Origin of the sequence: Thermolongibacillus altinsuensis, assembly GCF_004341205.1 — a bacterium.
Taxonomy (GTDB): Bacteria; Bacillota; Bacilli; order Bacillales; family Anoxybacillaceae; genus Thermolongibacillus; species Thermolongibacillus altinsuensis.
The window spans coordinates 36,389-46,460 of the sequence record NZ_SLUL01000019.1 but is presented as its reverse complement, the minus strand read 5'-3'; the positions used below and the strand labels follow the sequence as shown (position 1 = coordinate 46,460).

Below are 10,072 nucleotides of genomic sequence, written 5' to 3'. Positions count from 1 at the left end.
TTTTCAACTATAACGGCCTTCGATAGATCGAATCCCCGGTAATCTTGAGCTCTTGCCACGTGTTTGTGTTTCGCGATATCAACGCCAATGATTAATGTTTGTTCAGTGATTTGTCTAATTTTCGAATTTCGGTTATAATTCATATTAGGTCCTCCTTGGTTTATTAGTTAGGGGTCAAGGCCTTGACACCCTGTATCATACCAAGGGGACTTTTTTTGTTTCAAACCTCATTTTTCCTCATTACAGGAATGCTCCTCTATTAAATTTTTCATCACGTCTTGTCGGTGCTCATCTAATTGCGGCGCACGATGTCTTTTTGCAAAAATACGATCGTCATAACGGGTAGCGATATCGATCCGCTCCTTGTTTACGTGAATCATTTTTCGGTAATCTTCTTTAGAAAACCACGCTTTCACCTCGTCCGTTTCCAAAACAGGAGTGAGGCAACAATCGACGGTTTCGCTAAGCGCGATCCATTCTTGAAGCGTTTTTGTTTTAAACCAATTCTTCATTTCTTGAAAAACCGTATTTTCTTCGCTAGCAGGAGAATGATGATATTCGACCCACTCTCGTTTCCCGGCAGCGAGGCAAAAATTTTCCCAAAATTTCCTTTCCAACGCAGCAAGACTGACGTACCGTCCGTCTTTCGTTTCATATATATAATAGGAAACGATTGTACCAGCGAGCTGTTCGACCCCGTTTCTCTTTCCGGTATAATGCTCAATAACCAAATGATTGTTCATCATCGCAAGCAGTCCGTCTAACAAGGAAAGATCGATATAGGTTCCTTTTCCCGTTCGTTCACGATGATAAAGAGCGGCAAGAATTTGCTCGACCGCAACGATGCTGCCAATTAAGTCAGCGAACGTCATGGAAGGATGGACAGGCCTTCCGCTCGCGTCTTTGAGTTGAGCTAATACACCGCTCAATGACATATAATTGATGTCATGACTTCCAAAAGATGATAGTTTTCCTTCCTGTCCGTATCCGGTTATGGAGCAATAAATAACCTTGCCATTCATCGATTTCACGTCTTCATACCCTAAACCTAACCGTTTCATGACCCCCGGCCGAAAGCTTTCGATGACGATATCGGCATGCTTTATGAGATCTTTAGCCGTTTGCAAATCCATTTCATTTTTTAAATCAAGCGCAATGCTTTTTTTGTTTGCATTATTCGCTTCAAATATATAGTGAAAAGAACGATCTCCCGTTGGTGAACGCGCCAAGTCGCCAGTCAAAGGTTCGACTTTCACAACTTCCGCGCCTAAATCAGCGAGGCGAAGGCTTGCAAACGGGCCAGGAAGATAGTGAGAGAAATCCAAAACTTTGATACCATCTAGCAATCGATCACCCCCTAAACTAAATCAAGGTTTTTGGCAATAATGGTTTTCATGATTTCGTTCGTTCCAGCATAAATCGCGCTTACAGGAATGTCACGGTAACGTCTAGCAATCTCATATTCTTCCATGTAGCCGTAGCCGCCATGAAGCTGCATACATTCAGCTGCCACCCGTTTTGCCATTTCCGTAATCCACCATTTAGCCATCGACACCTTTGTCACAACATCTCTCCCGTGCATATGTTGTTCAATGACATCATCCAGAAACGTTCTCCCTAATGCGATTTCTGTCGCCATTTCGACAAGGCGAAATTGAATGGTTTGAAATTGACTAATTTTTTGTCCAAACGCGGTTCGAGTTTTCACGTATTGTTTGGTTAAGTCAAACATGACCTCTGCCGCTGTTTGAGCAGCAATCGCCACAACGAGACGCTCCTGTTGCAGTTTTTGCATTAAATAATAAAATCCTTTTCCTTCTTCCCCGAGCAAATTTTCAGCAGGAACTTTCGCGTCTGTAAAAAATAATTCCGCTGTGTCTTGGGCGTGAAGCCCAACTTTTTCTAACTTTCTCCCGCGCGTAAATCCAGGAGTATCTCGCTCGACGACGAGCAAGCTGATTCCTTTATGAGCCGGCTTGGCATGCGGATTGGTTTTACAAACGACAATCACCAAATCGGCATGAATGCCATTGGTAATAAACGTCTTTTGCCCATTGACAATATAGTGATCGCCCTCTCTGATCGCTGTTGTGGAAATTCCTGATAAATCCGAACCTGCTCCCGGCTCTGTCATCGCAATAGCGGTAATGATTTCACCCGAGATGCACTTCGGCAACCATTTTCTTTTTTGTTCTTCCGTTCCGTAATCGGCAATATACGGAACGACAATGTCATTATGCAAGGCAATCCCGACCATGCCTGAGCCAACTTTCTCTAATTCTTCGTTTATCACAACAGAATAGGCAAAATCAGCGTTCAATCCGCCGTACGCTTCATCGACCCACGGGCAAAGAAAACCGTTATCCCCCATTTTTCTCCAAAACTCACGCGGAATGATTCCTTGCTTTTCCCACTCTGAAAAATGCGGATAAGCTTCTTTTTCTAAAAATTTGCGAAAGGCATCACGAAAAATTTCATGCTCTTCGCGTAAATATGTGGCTGTCATCTGTCTCCCCCTTACGATTGAGCTGCTTTTTTTACTTGCTCACGAAGCAAAAATTTTTGAATTTTCCCGCTTGCATTTCGCGGCAACGCTTCAACAAAATAATAGGTGCGCAGGCGTTTGTAAGGAGCTAATCGATCGCTATTTTTACAAAATTGCTCGAGCTCTTCTGCCGTTAAATGCGGATCTTTTTTCACGACAAATGCGACAACTTTTTCGCCCCATTTTTCATCCGGTTCTCCAAGAACAGCAACATCAAGCACGCCTTTATGTTCGTACAAAACATCTTCTACTTCGCGCGGGTAAACGTTTTCCCCACCGCTAATAATCATGTCATCAACGCGATCAGCGACATATAAATAGCCTTCTTCATCCATATATCCTAAATCGCCGGAATGATACCAGCCTTTGTACATCGCTTTTGCGGTTGCTTCTTCACGATTGTAATAGCCGGCCATCATGCATGGGCCTTTCATAATGATTTCACCGACTTGCCCCGGCGGCAGCACATCATCGGGATCGGATGGACCGTCTTCTTTCGGCTTCACGATACGAATTTCATGATTTAAGCAAGCACGTCCGGCTGAACCAGCTTTTGTCAATTGCTCATCCTCCAATAAAAATGTCACAGCAGGTCCCATTTCCGTCATTCCGTACGCTTGAATCAAATCAATCCCTAATCGCTCCTTGCATTCTTTCACGAGAACAGGCGCCATTGGCGCAGCGCCGTATAATCCTACATGAAGCGATGATAAGTCATAATCTTCAAGCCGCTCTTGTAAAATCATGTTCCACATGGTCGGTGCGGCAAACAAAAACGTAATTTTTTCTTGTTCAATCACGCGCAATACTTGTTTTGGGTCGAAATGATGAAGGATCACATTGGTCGCTCCTGCATGAACGCGCGGCAAGAAACAGCAATGCAATTCCGCGCAATGGAACATCGGGGCACATACAAGACCGCGGTCTGTTTCGCGGATTCGCATAACGGAATTACAAATAAGACTTTGTTCAATCATGTCGCGATGACGATGCATCACTCCTTTCGGTCTTCCCGTTGTTCCGCTTGTATACATAATCGCGTAAATATCGTTTTCTGATACGTCGATGCGAGGAGATGTTGCTGAAGCTTGTTTTACGCGTTCATAGTAGTTCGTTGCGTAGGTTGGCACATCTTCATCAATATACCAAAATGAAATGTGAGGAAATGCTTCATGAATGCTTGTGATATGGGGCTCGACCGCTTTTTCAAACAGCACAACTTTCGGAGCCGCATCCTCCAAAATGTAAGCGATTTCTTTTTCCTTTAAACGAAAGTTAATCGGATTAAAAATTGCCCCGATTTTAGCGCACGCAAAAAAGGCCGTCGCGAGTTCACTCGTGTTGAATAAGACCGTTGAAACACGGTCCCCTTTTTTCACGCCAGCTGCAATGAATGCATTCGCTAACCGGTTTACTTTCGTCTCCCATTGTTCATACGTATAACGAAGCTCTCTTCTTATATCGACAAGAGCTTCCTTTCTAGGAAATTTTCTTACTGTTTGTGAAAATACTTCACCAATCGTGACGTACAAGTTCTCACTCCTCCTCTCACTTTTTACAAACAAACGATTACAATGTTATTTTTATAAAATTAAAAATATTAATTTTTTTGAAATAATTCCCGATCACACACGAAAATCCTTCTTGAAATCACAAAAAAATAAGAAAGGTCATGTCAACCTTTCTCTCATCATTCAATTACTAAGTCCCGTTCACGAATCAGCATTAATTCTTTTTTATCGTAACGTCCTTCGTGCAACAAGCGAACGGCTTGCTTTCGTATGGCTTTTTCGATTAAATTTCGAACATAGCGACCGTTGCTAAACTTCCTTTCCGCTCCTAACAACAACATCTCCTCGATATGTTCACGCAATTTTCGCTCCGCATCTTGCGTGAATTCATATTCGCGCGTATGAAGCATGCATTTTGCAATTTGGACGAGTTCTTCTGCTGTATAATCAGGAAATTCAAGCATGAGCGGAAAACGTGAAGGCAGTCCGGGATTTAATGATAAAAAATAGTCCATCTCCGCGGGATATCCGGCCAAAATGACAACTAAGTCATCAGAAAAATCTTCCATCCCTTTTACAAGCGTATCAATGGCTTCTTTTCCAAAATCTTTCTCGCCGCCGCGCGCTAGCGAATAAGCCTCATCAATAAATAAAATTCCACCGCGCGCCTTTTTGATCAAATCGCGCGTTTTATTCGCCGTATGACCGATATACTCGCCAACTAAATCCGCCCGCTCCGCTTCAATAAAATGCCCTTTCGATAACACGCTCATTTCTAAAAATAACTTTCCAAGCAATCTTGCAACAGTCGTTTTACCTGTTCCAGGATTTCCTTTAAAAATCATGTGCAATGATTGCTTATTCCCTTTTAACCCGTTTTCTTGGCGCGCTTTATTAATATATAGCCAAGCATATATTTCTTTAATTAACTTTTTGACCTGACCTAAACCGATTAATTCATCAAGTTCTTTTTGAATTTCTTTTAAAACGGTATGTTGTTTATAATCAATCCGTTCTTGTTTCTCTTCTTTCGGTAAATAATTGATGTTTTTGGCATTTAACACGATATTGATTTGACTTTTTGTTTGCTTCATCGTTAGTTCGGACAAAGCATCGTCACCTCTCTTTCACTTCATCCCTTCTTCTAACAATATACGCTTTCCTTATTTATTTTGTGACAATCGCCCAACATGTAGAACAAAAAAATCGCTCACCCTTGTTTAGAGCGAGCGATTTTCTTTTATTATTCCATCTCTACTTTTACATTTTTTTGCGGAGCAAACGTTGAAATGGCATGTTTATAAATCAACTGTTGTTTTCCATCCACTTCCAAAAGGACAGTAAAGTTATCAAATCCTTTGACGAGTCCGCGCAATTGATACCCGTTGAGCAAAAACACGGTCACTGGTGCACCATCTTTGCGTAATTGATTTAAAAATTGATCTTGAATATTGATCGTATTTTTCATGAGTCGTCCTCCTCTTTTCTCTCTACGTTAATGTTATATATTCGTTTTTAAATTGAACTTTCCTGCAATGTAGGATAAAATTTCATCTACTCTTTCGTCAAATCTTTCTTCTTCACTCATATCAAACCATTGAACAGGCATTTGATTCCGAAACCATGTCAATTGACGTTTGGCATAACGCCGTGAATTTTGTTTAAGCTGTTCAATCGCTTCTTCTAAGGAAAGAATCCCATCAAAATAAGCGTACAGCTCTTTATAGCCGATTGCTTGAATCGATTGACAATCGCGAATGCCTCGTTTGTACAACGCCTTTACTTCATCAATTAATCCTTGCGCAATCATTTGGTCTACCCGTTCGTTAATACGACGATACAGCTTTTCACGTTCCATCGTTAAACCGATCAAAGCGACATCGTACACCAATTGTCTTTTTTGCTCACTTAACCATTGCGTCATCGTTTTCCCGGTGCAATGATAAATTTCTAATGCGCGAATGACGCGACGAACATTATTTGGATGAATGCGCTCAGCGCTTTCAGGATCAATTTCTTTTAGCTTTTCATAAAGAGAATATTTATCCTCATGCTCTTCTAAATATTTACGATATTGAGGATTCGATGGTACATCAGAAAATTGATAGTCATAAATGACAGATTGAATATAAAGACCTGTTCCACCGACAATCATTGGCAGCTTCCGACGAGATGTTATTTCATCCACAAGGGATCGAGCTAACGTTTGAAACTCAGCGACCGAAAAAGATTCCCACGGCTCTTTTATATCAAATAAATGGTGAGGAATCCCCTCCATCTCTTCAGGACGAATTTTCGCTGTGCCAATATCCATTCCTTTATATACTTGCATCGAATCTCCGTTAATAATTTCTCCGTTCAACCGTTTCGCTAGTTCAATGCTCATTTTTGTCTTCCCGACCGCCGTCGGTCCAATGAGAACAACCAACTTCTCTCCCATGAACGAACCACTACTTTCTATGCGATTATGTATCACTCATTTATTATACCCAAGTGAGGAAAATTTTATCATGATGTTTTTTACAAAACAATTAAAAACAAAAAAGAACTTACAAGCAAGATCCTTTCATCTCTCATCGATAAATCAGTCATCCATGTTGAAAAATTTACCAGAAAAATATTTTCACTGATTGTAAAATATAGTCGCTGTTTTTGAATACAAGGAGAAAGGGTGAAAAATGAACGATGAGAAAATTTCTAACGATCGCATTATCATTCTTCATGCTGTTTGAATTCGTAACCTCAACGTTTGCTCACCCTGGAAAACTCGACAAAAACGGGGGACATACATGCCATACAAATTGTGAGAAGTATGGTTTGAAAAAAGGTCAATATCACTATCACAAACAGAAAAAACAACAAAGCCATCAATCCAAAAAAATAGCGTTGCCAGCAATTAAAGTAAACTCTAAACACACGGTAAAAGTCAACCGTGTCATTGATGGAGATACAGTAGAGGTTCAATTCAAGAACAAGGCTGTGGCAACTGTTCGTCTCATTGGCGTGAATAATCCAGAGACCGTTCATCCAAGTAAACCTGTCGAAAAATATGGAAAAGAGGCATCGAACTATACAAAACTAATAAAACCGTCACATTAGAATTTGACGTACAAATCAAAGACAAATACGGAAGATTATCAGCTTATATATGGTTAGGAAAAGAATTGTACAACGAAAAATGAATCAAAGAACGAAAAAACTCCTCTCGGTTGAGAGGGGTTACTTTAACAAGCCTAATCGATCTAAAATCACCGCTAATTGCGCTCTTGTGACAGGCTCATTCGGCTTGAATTGACCGTCAGAATAACCTTTGATAATGCCTTTTTGGATCGCTTTTCTAATGCTTCCTTCCGCCCAGTGACCTGTAATATCGTCTTTTTTCACTTCTTTTTCCTCCTTTGGCCGTTTTCCTGCTCGTAAATCAGTTAACGAAAGACCAAATGTGTATTGAAAATGAGGATAATCTTTAAACGTTCTCCAATCTCCTCCCCATTCAAGTCCAAGCGATTTTCCTAATGCTCCTACACGTTTCCATTTTTCATCGACATTCCAGTTCACGCTACCATCTGCATTCAATACCGCAAAATCAAAAGCTAGCCCAAAATTGTGAAAGGAATAGCCTCCTTTAGCATTGGTCACAATTTTTCCGGGCTTTGTTCGACCTTGTGCATAGAGTTCATTCTGTTCTTCAATTGTGCGCAACCCTTGTGTGATGATGATATGGATTCCTTCTTTAAACGCTAAAGAAATGAGCTGACGCGCTTTTTCGGCAATAACCGGATGAACACCTTGTAATTTCTTTTCTGCTTTTTCTAACAATTCCTTTAGAAGAATTGTCATTATTTCTCTCCCCCCGTTCTCAAGTGCATATTTCATGCCAACAACTGAACCAATACCATATAAAGCCGGATTTAATGACATTGCTTCAAAAGCAGCGTAGTATGCAATCAAAAGGACAAGCGCAACGGCAGAAGTGTAGCGATTCGACAAATTGGTTGCTTGTCTTAATGATCAATCTCTATTGAAACCAACTCCCTAGCAGCACTCTTGTTGTAAAACTTTTTAACTTCTTAACTTATGCTTATTGAAACGTACCGAATGACTTTTCTTCTCCTTCTATATAGATTCAAGTTGAGTTTCCGACATATCTCATCATGAATAGAAGACCGCTTTTCTGCCATAGGCGGCAAGATGTTTCTTGCCGCCCCGGCATGCTTCTAGCATGCCGATTCCGAACGTAAAACGCATGACAGACAAATTCATTTGTCTGATGGCGTTTTCGTTCGGAGAAGTGGCAGAAAAGCTTGTTTATGTCGGAAAATTAAGCTTATCATATATATATCAAAATTCAACAAAAGAAGATATTTTCCTACAATTTTTGATCTACCTATGAAAGGATTTTTTTTCCTTTTTGAAGAAATATGTAAAAAGCAACAGGGAGAATATACACCCTGTAATCTCATCAAATTTGAAAGCTGCTGGATATGATTCAGTCATTTCACTAGCGGACAAGAGATTTGAATACGATCAGAAGGTAAAGGAAGACAATTATGAGGACATTATTCGTATATATCGGTGTAGGGATTCTCATTTCAATTTCAACTATAACTACTTTTATTGATAGTGATTCAATATTTTTGAAAACCTTATGTGCACTTGTTTTCATAAGTTATTTCTTGTTGTTTGTAATGGCATTTAAACATGAAAAAAACAAAAATAAACGTTGTTCGTGAACATCTTCAACTAGCTTGAAAGAGAGCATTTTTTACCAAATCAAATGATAAAAAATGCCTGTATCCATTTCAATGATACAGGCTCTTCAAAACAATTTACATTTGATTTTCTTTTTGCTTTTTCATTAGGCGATTCTCTAAAACATGAATCATATATAAGAAATGTTCCGCTTCTCTGACAACATGGTCTGCTAGTAATGGATTAATCACGCTTTTTATTTGACAAGTTTTAATTAATTCTAAACCGGCTTTTTTGAAGTTTCTTAATTCTGTTGTCGCATTTTCGCTATCTTTATTCATTTTTCCGATTACCGGATATGTCGGTTCTTTGTTATAAAGCATGGATTCTACATCTCTTGCTTGATTTAATAAAACTTCAAAATCATCTCCAAACTTTCTAGCTGTAATCACAAGGTTTCGTTCGGAAGGATCAAGCAGTGAGGATATAAAGCGAGAATGTTCCATCATGATGCGCAACCAAAAAACATTTTCGCTTATAATGGCGTCTTGAATAGGGTCTAAAATCCCTTGATTAAACTTTTGTAAACTTCTCATAAAATATTCAGCTTCGCGTGCGATATGGTCTACAAGGAGTGGGAAATTAAAGCCGCTCACTTTACAATTAATAATGAGGATTAGAAGGTTTCTCTTAAAATTTCTAAATCCATAAACTAACTGAATACTATCTTCATTTAATTTTCTTACAGCTTGAACAGTTTCGGGAGTTTGATGTGCTCTTTTTTCAAGTTGTTCAAAGTAATGATAAAAACGATCGGTTTGCTGAATTAAATCCTTGTCTTTTCGATTAAACCCCTCTCCAAGAAATAGAGCATGTTCTTTCATAATTCTAAGCCAAAATTTGTTTTCAGTTAGTGACCGTTCAATAAACTTCTTTTCTGTCAAAGATTCAGGTGCAGAAGCTTTTGTCTCAGGAGGAATTAACATCTGACTTTGGAAATCAGCTGCAAAATGACCAGGGGTCGGTGGATGATTTAGCATTTTTTTCCACTCCCTCTTTAAAATTTACGCTTCTACATTTATATTTACAGACCGATTCTTTTATGTGTTGAAAGTTAGTTATCAATGGTTATTGAATTCAATTACGATCTAAAGGACAGAAGGAAAACGTATTAAGGTTTACGAATAGATACGTGGAATTCATCAGAAAGCGAGGAGAATTTTGTGGACGGAAATAGGGGGATTTGTTATTGTTGTAATCGTGTCAGAAACTATAACGCCCAACTCCTTTCCAATCTCTAACGGGGAATTTCGAAAAGCCCTTC

The 10,072-nt window shown here is 39.5% G+C and carries 10 protein-coding genes and 1 pseudogene; 2 read left to right on the top strand and 9 right to left on the bottom strand.

The annotated features are described in order from the left end of the window. The 7 genes and pseudogenes from EDD69_RS15600 to miaA all read right to left on the bottom strand — a co-directional run. Window positions 1-143: pseudogene (locus EDD69_RS15600) on the bottom strand (IS110 family transposase); the annotation flags it as partial. Between the two features lie 84 nt (window positions 144-227). Then, window positions 228-1,346: a CaiB/BaiF CoA transferase family protein gene (locus EDD69_RS13835; RefSeq protein WP_132949500.1), complete on the bottom strand. Its 1,119-nt coding sequence runs from the start codon at window positions 1,344-1,346 to the stop codon at window positions 228-230. Between the two features lie 11 nt (window positions 1,347-1,357). Then, window positions 1,358-2,506, bottom strand: a complete 1,149-nt coding sequence (locus EDD69_RS13830) for an acyl-CoA dehydrogenase family protein (protein WP_132949499.1) — start codon at window positions 2,504-2,506, stop codon at window positions 1,358-1,360. Window positions 2,507-2,517: 11 nt separating this feature from the next. Then, the gene (locus EDD69_RS13825; RefSeq protein ID WP_132949498.1) at window positions 2,518-4,077 is read right to left on the bottom strand and encodes a fatty acid--CoA ligase; all 1,560 of its coding nucleotides are present in this window, start codon (window positions 4,075-4,077) and stop codon (window positions 2,518-2,520) included. 158 nt (window positions 4,078-4,235) lie between these two features. Next, entirely contained in the window at window positions 4,236-5,165 is a 930-nt protein-coding gene (gene spoVK, locus EDD69_RS13820; RefSeq protein WP_132949497.1) for a stage V sporulation protein K, read from the bottom strand. Window positions 5,166-5,299: 134 nt separating this feature from the next. Beyond that, on the bottom strand, window positions 5,300-5,524 hold the full coding sequence (gene hfq, locus EDD69_RS13815; RefSeq protein WP_132949496.1) for an RNA chaperone Hfq: 225 nt from the start codon (window positions 5,522-5,524) through the stop codon (window positions 5,300-5,302). Window positions 5,525-5,557: 33 nt separating this feature from the next. Beyond that, window positions 5,558-6,496 (bottom strand): tRNA (adenosine(37)-N6)-dimethylallyltransferase MiaA, encoded by a 939-nt coding sequence (gene miaA / locus EDD69_RS13810; protein ID WP_132949495.1) that lies wholly within the window; start codon window positions 6,494-6,496, stop codon window positions 5,558-5,560. 245 nt (window positions 6,497-6,741) lie between these two features. Between miaA and EDD69_RS13805 the strand changes: the two genes are divergently transcribed. Then, the gene (locus EDD69_RS13805; RefSeq protein WP_132949494.1) at window positions 6,742-7,155 is read left to right on the top strand and encodes a thermonuclease family protein; all 414 of its coding nucleotides are present in this window, start codon (window positions 6,742-6,744) and stop codon (window positions 7,153-7,155) included. Between the two features lie 120 nt (window positions 7,156-7,275). Here the strand turns inward: EDD69_RS13805 and EDD69_RS13800 are convergent, their stop codons facing one another. Then, complete coding sequence (locus EDD69_RS13800) at window positions 7,276-7,896, bottom strand: M15 family metallopeptidase (RefSeq protein WP_132949493.1); 621 nt, start codon at window positions 7,894-7,896, stop codon at window positions 7,276-7,278. Between the two features lie 358 nt (window positions 7,897-8,254). Here EDD69_RS13800 and EDD69_RS13795 point away from each other — a divergent pair, with 358 nt between their 5' ends. Continuing rightward, complete coding sequence (locus EDD69_RS13795) at window positions 8,255-8,449, top strand: hypothetical protein (protein ID WP_132949492.1); 195 nt, start codon at window positions 8,255-8,257, stop codon at window positions 8,447-8,449. Window positions 8,450-8,885: 436 nt separating this feature from the next. On the opposite strand, the gene EDD69_RS13790 is transcribed toward EDD69_RS13795, so the two are convergent. Then, complete coding sequence (locus EDD69_RS13790) at window positions 8,886-9,788, bottom strand: DUF2935 domain-containing protein (protein ID WP_132949491.1); 903 nt, start codon at window positions 9,786-9,788, stop codon at window positions 8,886-8,888. Window positions 9,789-10,072: the final 284 nt, after the last annotated feature.

Bases quoted from the DNA above. Each gene is read 5' to 3' on its own strand.
- miaA (WP_132949495.1), bottom strand. From the start codon at position 6,496: ATGGGAGAGAAGTTGGTTGTTCTCATTGGACCGACGGCGGTCGGGAAG.
- EDD69_RS13790 (WP_132949491.1), bottom strand. From the start codon at position 9,788: ATGCTAAATCATCCACCGACCCCTGGTCATTTTGCAGCTGATTTCCAA.
- EDD69_RS13800 (WP_132949493.1), bottom strand. From the start codon at position 7,896: ATGACAATTCTTCTAAAGGAATTGTTAGAAAAAGCAGAAAAGAAATTA.
- hfq (WP_132949496.1), bottom strand. From the start codon at position 5,524: ATGAAAAATACGATCAATATTCAAGATCAATTTTTAAATCAATTACGC.
- EDD69_RS13830 (WP_132949499.1), bottom strand. From the start codon at position 2,506: ATGACAGCCACATATTTACGCGAAGAGCATGAAATTTTTCGTGATGCC.
- EDD69_RS13805 (WP_132949494.1), top strand. From the start codon at position 6,742: ATGAGAAAATTTCTAACGATCGCATTATCATTCTTCATGCTGTTTGAA.